The sequence below is a fragment of the Pseudoalteromonas sp. TP27 genome (assembly GCF_056470645.1).
In genome coordinates, this window is the sequence record NZ_JARDAK010000002.1 from 248,678 (window position 1) to 264,791 (window position 16,114).

The 16,114-nt window shown below is 37.6% G+C and carries 11 protein-coding genes; 3 read left to right on the plus strand and 8 right to left on the minus strand.

Features of this window, described 5'->3' with window-relative positions; genetic code table 11:
• Positions 1–9: 9 nt before the first annotated feature.
• Genes PX700_RS03455 through PX700_RS03465 form a run of 3 tightly spaced genes read right to left on the minus strand, consistent with a single transcriptional unit; the run spans position 10 to position 5,163 of the window.
• Positions 10–4,515, minus strand: a complete 4,506-nt coding sequence (locus PX700_RS03455; protein ID WP_479519864.1) for an EAL domain-containing protein — start codon at positions 4,513–4,515, stop codon at positions 10–12.
• Positions 4,516–4,543: 28 nt separating this feature from the next.
• Complete coding sequence (locus PX700_RS03460) at positions 4,544–4,945, minus strand: GNAT family N-acetyltransferase (RefSeq protein WP_415637515.1); 402 nt, start codon at positions 4,943–4,945, stop codon at positions 4,544–4,546.
• A gap of 14 nt (positions 4,946–4,959) precedes the next feature.
• Entirely contained in the window at positions 4,960–5,163 is a 204-nt protein-coding gene (locus tag PX700_RS03465; protein ID WP_002962585.1) for a DUF3283 family protein, read from the minus strand.
• Positions 5,164–5,281: 118 nt separating this feature from the next.
• On the opposite strand from PX700_RS03465, the gene PX700_RS03470 reads away from it, so the two are divergent.
• A complete protein-coding gene (locus tag PX700_RS03470) occupies positions 5,282–5,980 on the plus strand; it encodes a hypothetical protein (RefSeq protein ID WP_479519865.1) in 699 nt (232 codons plus the stop codon).
• Here PX700_RS03470 and PX700_RS03475 read toward each other — a convergent pair.
• A complete protein-coding gene (locus PX700_RS03475) occupies positions 5,977–6,222 on the minus strand; it encodes a DUF1289 domain-containing protein (protein ID WP_415637513.1) in 246 nt (81 codons plus the stop codon). The two genes, PX700_RS03470 and PX700_RS03475, sit on opposite strands and share 4 nt — an antisense overlap.
• 117 nt (positions 6,223–6,339) lie before the next feature.
• Positions 6,340–7,473 carry a 1-acyl-sn-glycerol-3-phosphate acyltransferase gene (locus PX700_RS03480; RefSeq protein WP_479519993.1) on the minus strand — a complete coding sequence of 378 codons (1,134 nt, stop codon included), beginning with the start codon at positions 7,471–7,473 and terminating at the stop codon, positions 6,340–6,342.
• Positions 7,474–7,885: 412 nt separating this feature from the next.
• On the opposite strand from PX700_RS03480, the gene PX700_RS03485 reads away from it, so the two are divergent.
• Positions 7,886–8,830 (plus strand): D-2-hydroxyacid dehydrogenase, encoded by a 945-nt coding sequence (locus tag PX700_RS03485; RefSeq protein WP_479519866.1) that lies wholly within the window; start codon positions 7,886–7,888, stop codon positions 8,828–8,830.
• A 185-nt stretch (positions 8,831–9,015) separates the two neighbouring features.
• Entirely contained in the window at positions 9,016–9,396 is a 381-nt protein-coding gene (locus PX700_RS03490) for a DUF3192 domain-containing protein (protein WP_166419692.1), read from the plus strand.
• 276 nt (positions 9,397–9,672) lie between these two features.
• Here the strand turns inward: PX700_RS03490 and PX700_RS03495 are convergent, their stop codons facing one another.
• From PX700_RS03495 to PX700_RS03505, 3 genes are read right to left on the minus strand one after another with little or no spacing between them, the layout of a single operon-like run.
• Positions 9,673–10,572: a diguanylate cyclase gene (locus tag PX700_RS03495; RefSeq protein ID WP_415637510.1), complete on the minus strand. Its 900-nt coding sequence runs from the start codon at positions 10,570–10,572 to the stop codon at positions 9,673–9,675.
• Positions 10,556–14,365, minus strand: coding sequence for a PAS domain-containing hybrid sensor histidine kinase/response regulator (locus PX700_RS03500; RefSeq protein ID WP_479519867.1), 3,810 nt, complete (start codon positions 14,363–14,365; stop codon positions 10,556–10,558). The genes PX700_RS03495 and PX700_RS03500 overlap by 17 nt, the downstream gene beginning before the upstream one ends.
• Positions 14,366–14,416: 51 nt before the next feature.
• The gene (locus PX700_RS03505; RefSeq protein ID WP_479519868.1) at positions 14,417–15,814 is read right to left on the minus strand and encodes a PhoH family protein; all 1,398 of its coding nucleotides are present in this window, start codon (positions 15,812–15,814) and stop codon (positions 14,417–14,419) included.
• Positions 15,815–16,114: the final 300 nt, after the last annotated feature.

Genomic DNA, 16,114 nt, shown 5'->3' on the forward strand with positions numbered 1-16,114 from the left:
TTATTCCTATTATTGATTGAAAATATCGCTCCAATCGCGATTAATAAGTGCCAGCACTTCGTTATTTGGTACCGGTTTACTAAATAAATATCCTTGGAAATGCTTGCATCCTCGAGCCTTTAAAAAGGTAAGTTGATGCGAGCTTTCTACACCCTCCGCAACGCACTCTTTTCCTAAGCTGTGGGCCAATGCAAGGGTTGACTGAATAATGGCCTCGTCGTCAGAATCAATCCCAATATCTTCTACAAAGCTTCTATCAATTTTTAATACATCAATCGGAAAACGCTTTAAATAAGTAAGTGATGCGTACCCCGTACCAAAGTCATCCATGTAGAGCCTGCAACCTAACTTTTTAAGTTGCTCCATGCTTTGCAGAGCTTGATGGGAGTCGCGCATAAGTACAGACTCTGTTATTTCAAAAACAATGGCTTCTGATGATACCTGCGCATGATTTAGCGCATTTCTGATCTCAGGCACTAAATCTTCAAACTCAAAATCGAGGGCCGATAAATTAATAGAAAGATACAAATGAGGTGAGGCTTTACGCCACTCTTTTAGCTCTAGTAAAGCGCGCGCAAAAGTCTGCAGCATAATTTTTGTAATTAAGCCGATACCTTCTGCTGCCACGGAAAACTCTTGAGTTTGCACCAGCTTATTTTCAGGCCAACGTAGCAGAACTTCAAAGCCTTCTGTTTTTTGACTTTTAGCATTGATAATAGGCTGATAGTAATTGCAAAATTCTTCTTCTTGATACGCTCTCGTCAGCTGAGATTCAAGATGTAGTGCTCTTTGAACATGCTGATTCATCTCTTGCTTATAAAACTGGTAGCGCCCTTCTAAAGAGTCTTTTGCATGATATAACGCGATGCTGGCAGCTTTTAAAAGTGCAGGCCCTTGCTGCGCATCATCAGGTGAAATAGACACACCAATACTTAAATTAACATTAACGACTTGGCCATTAATCGCAATGTTTTGCTTTACGCAATCCATTAACTTAGTGCATATAATAAGTACTTGCTCTATTTGATGAATATCTTCCACCAGTACAACAAACTCATCGCCACCAAATCGCGCTACACTATCCGATGGACGCAGTGAACACCTTAAACGCTCTGCCACTTCTTTGATTAACTCATCGGCCGCCTCATGCCCTAAAGAATCATTAAAGTATTTAAAACGCTTTATGTTTATATGTAATAAGGCCGCTTTGCATTCATGCAATTTTGCTTGCTCAAGGGCATGCTCTACGCGATCGTTAAATAACGTACGATTTGGCAGGCCAGTTAGCGCATCGTAGTTAGCTAATAAGTGCAGTTCGTTTTCAGCTGATTTTTGAGCGTTTATATCGGTTAAAATAATAACATAGCTATTAAGGCGCTGTTCGTTATCGGCAACGGCACTTATTTTCACAAGTACATGGCGTGACTCACCATTTGCTAAAACTACACTGTCTTCACACGAAAAGTGCTCCCCAACAGACAGTTTTTGCATTATGCGTAAGTAATCAAAACGATTACTGCGCGATATACCTAAATTTAGTGCTCGACTAGATAACGACTCAGCAGAAAAATTAAAAGCCGTTTGTAGTGATTTATTAGAAGCCCGAATATTTAAATTTTTATCGAGTATAAACACCCAGTCACGGGTTTGCTCAAACGCTGCTGTAAATAGTAAAGCGTGTTCTTCAAACACCATCTCACGGGTCATATTTGTGTAGGTACCCGCTACTTTTTGCGGTGTTTTATCGTCCCACTCAACTACTTTTCCAAAGTCCTTATACCAGCGCCAATAACCTTTCGCATGGCGAAGACGGTAAGTACAGTTAAAGTAACCTTTTTCGGTAGATAAAAACTCAAGCCACTCTAAGCGAAATAGCTGTTTGTCTTGCGGGTGAATTTTAGATAAGTACTCGTCAAGGCTTACTGTTTCATTTTCATAGCCTAGCTCACTGAATAAACGAGGTTGATAAATACTTGGGTTACTTGATTCCCAATCCCAAACACCGGATTCACTGCCCTCTAGCGCCAGCTTTAAACGCGCTTCACTTTCTTTACTTTCTTTATTTGCCGCTAATAAAATACGTTGAGTTTTATTGCGGCGCATAACCCACATTGCAATCAAACCAATAAATAACATTCCGTAAAGCACCATGAAATAAGGTGCGCGCCAAAGCGGATATTTTACTTTTATTTTTAAAATAGCAGGTGAGGTATATTCGCCAGTTAGCGGATCTTTAGCCCATACTTTTAATTGATAATTACCTGGATTCAATTTAGGGAACAATACACGGTTATTATTTCGGGTATAACTTTTTTGCCCGTTATCGAGTTGATACTCATAAATAATGCGTTCTTGATTGCTAAATGCCATGGCCGAAAATGCAATCTCAAGTCCTATATCATCATGGTTTAGCACCACCTCATTAAGCGGCTGTTTTAAATCAAGCGATAAATCTCGCGACATTAAATCAACCCGCGTGATATTTACGTGATCAATAAGCGATTGATCATTTTGGTTCTCCATTGGATGAAAGTAGGTAAAGCCTTTTAAGCTACCGTACGCAATACGACCATCTTTAAGCTGTGCCATGGCGTTGCTATTAAACTCAGCAGAGAGTAGCCCCTCAGATGTAGAAAACTGCTGAAAATGAAGTGTTTCTGGGTTTAATCGCCAAATGCCTTTATGGCTACTCATCCAAATCATGCCATCATCATCTAGCACCATATCGTAAAGTAATGTACCTAGCTTATTTTTTTCTAAATCGATTGTATGAACTAATTGGTGGGTAGTCGCGTCAAGGCCTATCAAGCCAAAATTAGAAAGTGATATCCACAATATATTGTTGTTATCAATTAAATAAGAAAGCACGCTAATGGCTACATTTTCATGCTGCTTTGGCACTTTGTAAATCATTTTTAGTGCTAAATCACTTGGGTTTACTTGATATAAAATACCCGCATTAAAAAACAGTGGCGAGTCTGGTTTATTACTCAGCGCGGGTAAAAAGCCGTGAGCTAAAAAGGGTTCAAATTGATCAAACTGGCCACCCATACGCGTTATTACTTGAGAATCTATATTGTATATAAATACCCCATGATCTGAGTGCACAAAGTATAGATCGCCATTTGGCATTAATGTAACGCCATGTACCCTACCCGTAATAAGCTCTTGATTAGCAGGGTCATGCACTTTAGGTTCGCTAACTTGGTGAGTTACAGGGTCAAAAATAAACAAACCACGGTTTGTATAAAGCCATAAATTATCTTTATAAGGCGTTATTTCGTATACGGTAAACTCAGTGGTGAGTAAGTCGATTTTGTAGTCTTTTAAATAAACTTTGCCAATATTTGTTTTTAAATCAACTTCAGTAATACCATTGTGCGTTGCAAGCCAAAGCTTGTCTTTATACTCGGTAATACCCCAAATAGAATGATGCGATAAACCATCGCCTCCGAGCAAAGTGCCATCGACATTATTGAAATGATATCTGTCGTGAGATAAGTAAAATGCACCATCATTTTTAGTCGCAACCCACGTACCACCCGATTTATCTTTAGCCATATCAATAATACTGGTATCAGCAAGTGTGTACTTACTTTCGGCTATTCGGGTATTTTTGATCATTTCTCCGGTGCTTAAATCAAATTTAAACAAGCCTTTATCGGTGGCTAAACCTATTTTTCCGTGTTCGTTTACTATGCTCCACACATTTAAATCATTGAGTAATACTTTACTTTTAAAAGGTAAATCTGGGCGTTCAAACATTTTTGATAAGTTACTAATATCAACTTCGTATAAACCTTGTACAGCCCCAACTAATAACTGCTTATTTTCACCTAATGCGAACGACTTAACATTATTTTGATAAATATGCTCAGCCTCACCTTTTAAGTGCTGTAGAGGTCTAACTTGCTCTGTGGCAATATCAAATACATACGCGCCATGGCTTGTACCTATAAATATATAACCATTGTAGGCAAACAGCTTTCTCACAAGAGTATTTTTATATTTAGCAGGCAGCTCAAAAATAGTTGTTATTTTTCCGGTCGCTATATCAAGCTTTGCAAAGTCGCGCCCTCGTCCAATCCACAGTGTTTTTTTATCAACAGCAACCATACTAAAAACAGACTGATTGATAATTTCTTCTTCACTGGTGGGTTTTTCTAGGAATTGCTGATATGAATCTGTTACGGGGTCGTACCTAAATAGCCCTGCAAGTAAAGAGGCTATCCAAATGTGTCCTTGGGGGTCTTGGTAAATACGATCAATGATCGCTTCTTCTAATTCACCATTAGGACCGTTTATTGGAATAACTTGATAGCCATCATAACGATTAAGCCCTGCCTCAGTAGAAAGCCAAAGGTAACCATTAGTGTCGATAAGCATAGTATTGACATAGCTTTGCGATAAGCCTTCGCTTGGAGATAAACGTTTTACTTGTGCACCTACTTGGCAACTTAGAATAGTTATTAAAACTACAAAGCAACTAATGATCCCATTAACGCATTTACTCATGCTTATTCCATATTATTAATTATTATTATTATGGGTACTCTAGAGCGACTATATTTCGATGTTTATAAGTATCAAAAAGTACTTGTAAAGCAAGAGTATATGTTAACATTTGGTTAAAACCAATAGCACAATATAAATCAACTACGTTTTTATATGCGAAGGTATTAACCACCTTATTTTGCGACCTTAAGAGTGTAGATAGCAATTGTGTAGCAACACCGTTACCGCGATGCTCTAGCGCAACAAACATGGTAGATAAAAATAAAAACTCTGTTTTATCTTGTAGCCTACACGCCGCAACTATTTCATTATTATAGTAAGTAACCCATACCTTATCTTGTTTATTAGCTCGCCCTCTTACATTATGTTTTTTATAAAATTTATTAACGAGTGGAATTTTTAGCCCATCCAGCAATTCAACTATATACATTTTTATATCAACACTTAGCTAAGCATTAGCGCTAAATACTGCTCAAACTTTTGTTTTAAAACCATTTGTTCTGCCATTGGGCGACTATGGATTGTGTTATAAACTTGCTCTCTCGTTTTTTTATTACGCTTAATCTGATACGCCCAAAAAGACGCTTCATAATCGAGCTGAATTTGATACTTTTCTTCGCGTGGTAATAGGCATAAATTAAAACTCACAATACTTCCTCATTTGCTTTTAAAGTTAATTGATTAACCCCGAAACTGGGCAAGAGATAATCTCCTTGTTATTATACGCGTCTTATTTTATTTATTTCTGTAGTAATTGGAACTGATAATGAACAAACATTTTAGTATCTTGTTATTATTGATAAATTTAATTTTTAGTGCACCTTGTTTTAGCCACCAATACAATCTCACATTTAACCGTCCGCAAAGTACACCCCAAGCTGATTATGCTTTAGAGCTTTTAAAGCTGGCATACGCAGACATAGGTTTTAAAATACATATTATCGACTTTAGCCGTCAAAATGCTTTGCTTGCGGCAAATAATGGCGTACTTGATGGGCAATTGGGAAGAGATATAAGTGTTGAAGAAAACTATGAGAACTTAATTAGAGTTGATTATGAACTGTTTAAGTTTGACTTAGTATTATATAAAAATTGTTTACCTCGCAGTTTAGAACAACTTGATAGTGTCGCAATTGTTGATGGCTACCCTGTCCAAGAGCATTATTTAGCAAGTACACAATTTGCAGGAAATATTATTAAAGTTAAAAGTATGAATGCCCAACTTAATTTACTAGCTCAGCAAAAAGTACAAGGGGCTTTAATGATTAACTTTATAATGCAAAATAACGATCTCCCTACACCCCAAGGCTGCTTTGAAAAAGAAGTATTGAGTACGTATCCGCTTTATCATTATTTAAATAAACGTAATAAAAACCTAGTAGAAAAACTCAAAATGTCATTAATTAACCTAACTGACAACGGTACCGTATACGCACTAAGAGCAAAGCATGGGTTGAGCTTTTAAAAGTCGAATCCTTGCTGCTGCGCCTGTTCATTTAGAGCTGCACTTTGCTGCTTTTTTTGTAGGTAACGTTTATATCGCTGCTGACATAAACTAAGCACCTTCTTTTTTTGGGCGTTAGTAAGTGAGTTCCATGTAAAGCGCTCATCACGACTGCGATAACACCCCTTACAATACCCTCTGTTATTAACTAAACAAATACTTTTGCAAGGGCTTGGAATATCAAATATTTCAATTTGTTGCATAGCATTAGCACCGTTTAATTAGAGGTACTTAGTATAGCGTCATTTTTGAGCAAAAAAAAAGCAGCAATTTAATTGCTGCTTACTTTTATTAAGTTAAAGGCTATTAAGCGATGAGTATTAATGCTCGCAGCTATTTGTGTTTATCTCTGTTTTACGGTGAAATGGCTTAGCGTACATAGCTAGCACTAATGGTTTTAACTCATCAGGTACCAGTGCTAAACGCTGCTCAAACTTAGCCGTATCTGGAGAATCAATAACTGCCTTTTTACAGCCACCAGCAATATAATTACCTGGATGCAAATAAAACGAATCAACGATTTGCTGATCAATCGTTTTAGCTAGCTCTTCAGCGCTATCACATTTAGATTCAATTGGTTGCCCAAACGCTAAATGCACATGCCCTTTAGCAGTACTAAAACCTTCAACAATACTCGCAATGTCTTCACCAGCCGATTTAACGTACTCACCATGATGCTGTTTATGGTAAAGCTCTTTAGCTTTAGCAATTGCACACGGCTCATATTGATAAGAAATAGAGACAGGCACTATTTTCAACTCTTTAATATAATCGCCAAACTCTTTCTTTTGTTTACGTCCGTTCAACTGCAGCATTTTTAAAAGCGCAGGATCAGTTTGATCAAAACCGTCTTTTGCACGCCCTTCTTTTTGTGCAATCCAAATAGAATTTCCACCGATTACAGAATCGTAAATGTATGACGATAACTGAGTCAGTGCTTTTAACATCTCTTTTGGCGCTTTAGCAGAGCGCTTAACGATAAAGCTTTTGTTTAAACGCATAAGCTCAGTAATGTAAGGTATTTGCAATAAATTATCGCCAATAGCAATACGCACTGTTTTCATTTTATGTTGATATAAACCCCAGTTAACTAATGCAGGATCAAGCACTATATCTCTATGATTTGAAATAAATAAATAGGCCTGATCAGCGTCTAACTGATCTAATCCAGAAAAAGTTACTTTTGACGTGGTGCGTTTTACTAATTTATCTAAGTATTGCGCCACTTCGTTTTGTACATCTTCAACGGTGCTTACTTTGCCCCACTTTTTACGTAACTGACTTCTTACTAATGGGCGCGCAATAAAAGGCACTGCCGATAAGAAGCGCGGTAAATTATACTTTGCTATTACATCAATAAACGCATTATCGTTAATTAAACGAGTAAGCGACGCCGCAACTTCGTCGTCGTTGTATGGGCGTATATCTGCGTATTTATCTTCTAATTCACTCATTACTACATCTACAATGTTAAAAAACGGCACGCCAAAGCGCACCGTTTATGTCTATATCCGATTATAACTCAGCCAATCTAAAATGCGAAATAACCAAAAAACGATTTTTATTTTTAGCAACTCGCTAAAAAATCTATTTAAAGCCGAGTTTAGTTAGCTTCTATGACCATGAGCTTGCTTAAAAGTGCAAAAAACTGATCAGTTGATCAAAATACCATGTTCTTAATCAGCTAGTGGGCAGACCACTAATACTAAACCCTTTAATTACATGCCCTCTAATCATTTGGTAGTAATACCATTAACAAAGGCTTTCTTTCGTAGTACCTTAAGCCCATATTTTAGATTTTTGCTGGATCGTAGGCCTCTTTTTACGATTTTATCTCTTTTAGATCCACTTATTTTAAGGCTCATAATGAACATTACTATTCTTGATAACGCTACGTTAGCTAAAACGTCTCTTACTTGTATTGAACAACTTGGTAAATTAACGACTTATGAACTTACTAGTCCAGAGCAAGTTATTGAGCACTGCCAAGGCGCAGATGTATTAATCACTAATAAAGCAGTTTTAAATCGCGACACAATTAGCCAACTACCACAGCTTAAATTAATTTGTGTAAGTGCAACCGGTACTAATAATGTTGATTTAGAAGCCGCTAAAGAATTTGGTATTGCCGTTACTAATGTAGCTGGCTATTCAACACCTTCTGTTGTTCAGCATACGTTTTCTTTAATTACTAACTTACTTGGTAATACACATCGCTATCAGGCAGATTGCCAGCAAGGCGCGTGGCAAAAAAGCGAAATGTTTTGCATACTCGATTACAGCTTTAATGATTTACAAGGTAAAACATTTGCCATTATAGGTGGCGGTACATTAGGCAAAGGCGTTGCTAAAGTGGCTGAGGCATTTGGTGCCAATGTTATTGTTGCAGAGCGCAAAGGGGTTGCATGCCGTGATGGTCGTACGCCTTTTGAAGACGTCATTAAAACAGCCGATATAATCAGCGTACACTGCCCGCTAACAGATGAAACACGTGACTTAATAGCGCTTAATGAGCTTAAAGTGATGAAGCCAAGTGCTATAATTATTAACACTGCACGTGGTGGTATTATTAACGAAGCCGACTTAGCAACAGCGCTTGAACAAAACCTAATTGCCGGAGCCGGTGTTGATGTATTAACCAAAGAACCTGCAGAGCTTTCAAACCCGCTAGCTAATTACAAAGGCAATAACTTATTACTTACTCCGCATATAGCATGGGCAAGTACAGAATCTATTGTGCGTTTAATTAATGAAGTAAGTTTAAACATTGCGGCATTTACTAAAGCCGAATCACGTAACCGTTTGGTGTAGTGATTTTATTGTAGTAATCAAATAAGCTAAAAAATGGCTGTTTTTACTAATATATTTAATATTTTATTAGATAAAAACAGCTTAACTCACTTAACAAACTGATTTATAACAACTTATAAATATGGTCTACTCTTTGCTTTAATACAGCTAATAACCAATTAAAAATCTTATTAAGGTAAATAAAAATGAAAAAATCACTTTTAGCAGCCGCTTTAATCGCTCCATTTTTAACAGGCTGTGTTATTGCCGTATCAGATGGTGAAGCTGAGACGCATTGGGCAGGGAAAAACTCATCAAGCTGGCAAGCACAACATAAAAATAATCGTGAGGCTATATCAGAGCTAAAAATGGATAGCAGCTATCAATCTGTTTTAACGCAATTAAAAACGCCTAATTTCACAGAGCTATTAAAAAAAGATGACGATGTATACCAAGTACTTTTTTATGTAACTCATAGCAAACATTCAGATTCTAAAACAACGAAAGATGAATGTACGCCACTTGTATTTAAAAATGATAAGTTAGTGGGCATTGGTGACACCGCTTTAGGTATGATCACGCAATAACCTATAATACCAATCCGCAATAATACTTAATCATTTTGCGGGGCTAAACGTGTCGCTACCGGTGTTAAACAACTCTCATTTACGACTGCATGGATGCAGAAGGTAGAGCAATGCAGGAGCAATTGCCGAGAACAACTAAATAGCGAATTTTTTGCCTAGCTATCAACACGTTTTTCCAGCCTCAAAATAGATCACTTAATTAAGCGAATTGGTATAAAAAGTAGTTGATACAAAAAACGCCAATATAAATATTGGCGTTTTTTGTATATTAAATTTTTACCGTGCGACTATTCTATCCCGCCCTGCATCTTTGGCAGCATATAAGCCTAAATCGGCCTCTTCTAGTAATGCTTGTTCAGCATACACTCTACCTGTTTGAGTTGTAGCAATACCTATACTTATAGTGATGTGGTCAGCATTTAATGAGGCTTTATGTTCTATGTTCAAAGCGTTTACAGCATTGCGTAATTTGTTAGCAAACTCCATAGCCTCATGCTTATCCATTCCAGGTAGCACAGCTGCAAATTCTTCGCCGCCATAACGAGCAATAAAGTCACTACCTCGTTCACATTGTGCTGCGAGTGCTTGTGCAACATCCTTTAAACATTCATCACCTGCACGGTGTCCGTAGCAATCGTTGTAACGTTTAAAATGGTCTATATCCATAAGTAAAACCGATAGCGGTGTGCCATTGCGTTTACTGCGGCGCCATTCTCGAGATAAATTCTCATCGAGGTAGCGTCTATTTGGAATTTCGGTTAAGCCATCTATTGAAGCTAGCATTTCTAGCAAATCATTTTTTTGTTTTATAAGTAATTGGTTACGTACCCTAACGCGAACGATAGAAGGACTAAATGGCTTGGTTATATAATCCATTGCACCGAGCTCTAGGCCCTTTGCTTCATCATCATGGCTGCGATTGGCTGATATAAATATGATAGGAATAGACTGAGTTATCGGGTTTTCTTTAAGCTCTACAAGTACTTGATAGCCGTCAATTCCGGGCATAATCACATCAAGGATTATTAAATCAACTTGCGCTGTTTTTACAAAGGTAAGTGCTTTTTCACCACTTTCAACCAAGAACACGTCGTGTTCTCCTTTAAGTGTTTTTTCAAGTACTAATCTGTTGATTGGATCATCATCTACAATAAGTACTTTAGCTCTTTTCGACATCCCTTACCCCTAACCCTTTAATAAAAACAATTACCTGTTCTAACTGCATAATAAGCTCTTTGAGTGTTATTTCAATAGGCTTATTAGTTGTTTTAATCTCTCTTTCACATAATAAAGCACAGTGCGATAGTCGTCTAAAACCTAAATTACCTGCAACACCTTTTATACTATGCACTAAGCGTACCAAATCATCTTTATTGGTTGTTTCTTCTAGTTGCGATAGCTGGGTTTCACACAAGCTAGCAAACTTATCAATCATCGTATTAAGTAGTTTTTCATCCATACTAAATTGAGTTAAAGCAAATGACTTTTCGAAAAAGATTGGTTTAACTAAGCTTAAATCGGCAATTGCGTCAATAAGCACCTTAGCAACTACTGGCTTGGTTAAATGTTTATTCATACCGCACTTTAAAGAACGCTCAATATCCGCAGGTTCACAATGGGCCGTTAATGCAAAAATAGGTAGTTGTTTTGCGTCAAACTGTTGACGAATTAAAGCCGTTGCTTGGCAGCCATCTATTTGCGGCATTTGCACATCCATCAATATTAAATCTGGCTTTAAAACGTGCAGTAATTCCATGCCAATCGATGCGCTTAAAGCCGTAACAACACTTACGTTTGCTTGGCGTAGCACACTGCTAATTATTTCTAAATTTAGCTGATTATCATCAATTGCTAATACAAGTAGACCCGATATATCAGCTTTAATTTCAGTTATATTATGTATTGTAGTATAGGTATCGACTTTTGGCTTTTGCACCGTGTTCAAACTAAATAACCTTTGTCCCAATGCCGAGGCTTTAACGTGATGCGCAGCTAAATGCTCACTTGTTGGTAAATTAAGTGTGTGCTGATGATTAATAATAATTACCGATGTTTCTTTAGCTGACAAGGAATCATTAATTGCTTCAACATTTAAAAGTGCAGGTAAGTCAGCTGCATCAATTATTATTTGCTGAGTATTAGAGAGCTTAATTGGGTATTTGAGTACTTCATCTAAATTAATATTAGCAAGCTCTGCATAAGCATTTGTTACTTGCTTAAGCTCTTTACTTTGATCCGATAAAATAGCTAATGTATTAGCCGGTAACATTGTATTTTTAGTGGTATCAACCAAAAAACTAACGCTGAAGTAAAACTCACAGCCATGACCTTTTTTACTCTTTAAAGCAATCTCCCCTCCCATTAATGACACGGCATGTTTAACAATCGCTAAACCGAGTCCAACACCTTGATGTATGCGTGTTGAGGATTCATCACCTTGCGTAAAGGCGTCAAATAAACGCCTCTGATCGGCTTCATCTATACCCATACCGGTATCAATTACTTTAAAGCAAATATGCTGTTGCTCTAGGCTATCGCTTTCAATAAGTTCCATTTTTAAAGTAATGGAACCTGTTTTTGTAAACTTAACAGCATTAGTTAATAAGTTACCTAATATTTGCTGTAAACGAATACTATCGCATATCAAATCAGGCGCTATTAATGGGTCAATATCAATAACAAATTCAATACCTTTTCCTTCGCACAATGGAGCCGTTAGACTTTCGCAGATATCCACCAGCTCAACCATACTAAAAGATGCTTGTTTTAAATCAGTTTGCGAACTTTCTATACGTGCAAAATCAAGCATTCTATTGAGCATTAGTAATAAGCTTTGTGCCGCATGTTTTGCTTGGTCAGTTTGCTGTAATTGCTTTTGCGTTAACCCTTGCTCAATTAGCATATCAAGCAACCCTAAAACAGCGTTAAGCGGGGTGCGTATTTCATGACTTAAATTGGCTATAAAGCGGCTTTTAGCTAGAGTTGCCCGCTCAGCATCTAGTTTTGATTTAGTTAGCGCACTCACATCCTGAATGTGAATAACATAATAGGCTGGATCGCGGTTTTCATCCCATACAAGCGATACACTCAGTTGCAACCAGCTTGCTAGCCGCCCTTGCGATAAAGTTAAGTGGTACACGCGTTTTTTATCATCTAGCAATTGCGCTAAAGTACTTTTTATTTGCTGCCATTGAGAATCATCAAATAGTGCTTTTAACTGCTCACCAACCAGTACTGGATGTTCAGAAAACTGCTTTCTTGCTGCTTTATTTACTTGTAATATTGTGTGCTCAAGCGAGAGTAAAACCACGCAGTTAGCCGCAAATTCAATCGCACTTCTAAATTTAGATTCTGATGCTTTTAAGGCCAATAATGCTTGTTGCTGTTCGGTAATATCGCGACCAATACCCATAGTCCCCAACAGATGTTGGTGCTCATTATAAAAAGGGGCAATAGTAAGTTGATACGATTTTGTATCGGTTTCTATTCGCTGTTCAACACTATTTCTGTTTTGTAATACTTGTTTTTCAAGCGCATTTATTTGCTGATCATTGTCACCTAAATCATCCACATATTTACCAACTAACGCAGTTTGATCTTTACCTATATACGCCTCAAATGCTTTATTGCATCCTAAGAATGATCCATCAATATTTTTAAAGTAAATAAGATCTGGCACACTGTTTAGCATCGTGTTGAGCAAAGCTAGGTGGCGCTCTTTTGCTTCGTAACTACGGCTTAGTTTTTCTGATTGCAGCTGAACTTGGTTATCCAGCGCCTTATTCGCACTTTGTAACGAATCAACCAATTCTTTGTTTTTATTAAATACGCGTTTAACTTTAGAAAACCAGGGCTGCCAGCTCAACGGAACTTTGTAGTTTAGTTGCTCTTGGGGTTGTGTACCGTTACTCTCAAGATAGAACATTAAGTGAGTCATTGGCTTAATAAAAATGCGCTGACTTAACCAAAAAAACACGCCAAACATAATGCTTAAAAATAGCGTTAAAAATGCAAATTCTAGTAATATCTCATACTTAATTGAGCTTATTAATTGAGGTTTGTGCTCGTAAAATGCTGCATGAATGGGTAACTCACCCATAGGCTGCATAAAGTAATTACTATCACTAGTTAACACAGTTTTTTTACTCTGATGCTCGGCCAAGTCTGGCCAATAATTCTTTAACGCAGTCGCTTGCTCTATTAACTGTTTAGAGCTGGCGATAATTTGATGTGATTGGTTCATAAAAACGTATTCGCCACTACTCGGTGAAATCTTTTTTAACCATGCCGAAATTGCTTGTACGTCATAAATTAAAATAATGTAATCAGCTGAGCCAGTGCTTCGTTGTCGACCAATAGCAAAATATGATTTGTCATTAACTTTAACAATAGGACTTGAAGTAAGTTTTTTTTGTGCAAATTTTGGCTTAAATTTTCCATTTAGAATTTCAGTAAGCATTAAACTTTGGCTTTTGTTGCGCCTGCTTACATAAGCAAAACCATTATCATCAACATACGCTACAGCAGATAACGACTGCATTAACGCAAGCGTTGCATTAAACGAAGGCCCTAATGTAATAGCCTTTTGCCACTGCATTAATGCCTTAGCAGATAACGCAAACTCACCTTTACCCACAATTTCAGTACTTTGATCAATAAAATGACGATAATAGTAACCATCATACTGATTTATGCCTTCGAGCAAATCTTGGTTTATTTTTGGATAAGTCGTTTGCTCGTATAAATTAAACATTGTGGTAAGTAGATTACTCACCGACTCCATCCCGTGGGTAACTTGCGCTGAAACATTTATAAAATCAGCTTGGCGTTTTTCAACCGTCCGCTCAAGCTTTATATTATATAAGTGCAAGCACAGTAAAAAAGCGACAATCAATGGTACTAACAGCGCAATAAATAATGAACGATAATAATGCTTCAGAGGTAAAAAATTCAATGTACTGCCTGCCATTTGGCTCGAAAATCAATCGATAGACTATCGAGCCAATTTGTTAAGCGCAAGTTATAAATTTTCTTCTGCAAATGACGCTAAACGGCTACGTACAACACCGTTGAGGTTTATAGTTGCGCTGCCTTCAAAGTTTTTAAAGCGCTCTACTATGTACGTTAAGCCCGATGTTACTGGCGTTAAATAGTTACTATCTATTTGCGCCAAGTTACCCGTACAAATTAACTTAGTACCTTCGCCGCAGCGGGTAATAATAGTTTTTAGCTGAGAAGCCGTTAAATTTTGGCTCTCGTCTAAAATGACCACTGCATTTTGAATACTACGCCCACGCATAAAGTTAACCGACTTAAACTGTACATTGGCTTTCTCCATTATGTAGTTTCGGCTCGATATCGGGTTTTCGTCGCCTTTATGGAGTACCTCTAGCGTATCGGTAATGGCTGCAAGCCAAGGCGCCATTTTCTCTTCTTCCGTGCCGGGTAAAAAGCCAATGGACTCTGCTATTTCTGGCGTATTACGGGTGACGATTACTTTATCGTAAATCCCTTTTTCGATGACCATTTCAAGGGCGCTGGCAAGTGCTAACAAGGTTTTACCACACCCTGCTGGGCCGGTTAAAATAACAAGCTCTATACTTGTATCGAGCAGTGCATCAAGCGCCATCCCCTGATAAATATTTTTAGGTTTAACACCCCATGCCTGCTGATGCATTAAACGCTCAACGCCAATATCTTTTAGCGTTATGTGCTTGTCGTCGTAGTATTTAACGCGCGCCGCAAAGTGCTCACCACCATCAAGCAAGTACTCATTACAAAATACATCGGGTATTAAATTTTTAGGCACATGATGAAACGTATCGCGCCCATGTTGCTGCGTATTACATTCTCCTACATGGTCCCAAAAATCACCTTCAATTTTTTTATAACCACTAGTGAGCAAGCTTATGTCGTCAATAAGTTGATCGGTACGGTAATCCTCAACATACTTAAGCCCTGCACCTTTGGCTTTTAAGCGCATGTTTATGTCTTTTGTCACTAATATTACTTTTGAATCACTGTGCTGCTTTTGTAAATACACAGCGCAATTAATAATACGATGGTCGTTTTCGTTACCCGGGAGGCCAGAAATAGAGTCTGCAAATAAATGGTCGTTTACGATAATGAGTGTACCTGCAGAGCTCGCTTTTGCCTTTTTGTTACTCGGCAGTGCCACGCCTTGTAGCATTTGTTCGGGCGTTGCATTTTTAAGTACTTCATCTAATCCACGAATGGCGACCCGCGCGTCACGACTTACATCATGCTTTCTGTCTTTTATGTGGTCGAGCTCTTCAAGCACCGTCATCGGAATTACAACGTCATGTTCTTGAAAAGACAAATAAGCGAGGGGTTCGTGAAGTAGTACGTTGGTATCTAGCACATACATTTTACTTTCAAGGTTCGAAGCTTTTTCCATAGCACTTTCCTTACGTTTTATGATTTTTATGCTATACCAAAATAACTAAGTAAAACGGGCAAAACTTAAACCTGCAATACTTAATTGCCAAGGCATAATGTAAGTTTAGTCTATTTGTCATAAAAGTCCGTTTTATTACAAACTGTAATTAGTTTTTATTTACTTAAAAAAGAGCCACATATAAGTTGTTTTAATAGTAATAATTTACACTTACATAATTAATTAAAAGTCAGCCAAATAGCGCCTTGCAGTGGTGTTATGTAACAGGTAACATAGCCGCCTTTTTCTTCATAGACGAGA